At 42.7% G+C, this 239-nt stretch carries 1 protein-coding gene; it reads left to right on the top strand.

The annotated features are described in order from the left end of the window. Nucleotides 1–239: SdrD B-like domain-containing protein (locus HMPREF2937_RS00805; RefSeq protein ID WP_142351379.1), on the top strand; the 239-nt coding region annotated here is incomplete at both ends.

Below are 239 nucleotides of genomic sequence, written 5' to 3' on the forward strand. Positions count from 1 at the left end.
TTCTACAAACCAGTACAAGAAACACCACAAGAGCCAGCAACTTACACAGTTGGCGATAAAGTTTGGGAAGACACAAACAAAGACGGAGTACAAAACTCAAATGAACCAGGTATCCCTGGCGTAGAAGTAACGTTGACAAAACCGGACGGATCAACAGTAACGACAACAACAGACGGAAACGGTAACTATGAGTTTACAAACTTACCGAACGGTGATTACACAATCACATTCGAAACACC

Origin of the sequence: Staphylococcus sp. HMSC061G12 (assembly GCF_001838465.1) — a bacterium.
Lineage (GTDB): Bacteria > Bacillota > Bacilli > Staphylococcales > Staphylococcaceae > Staphylococcus > Staphylococcus simulans.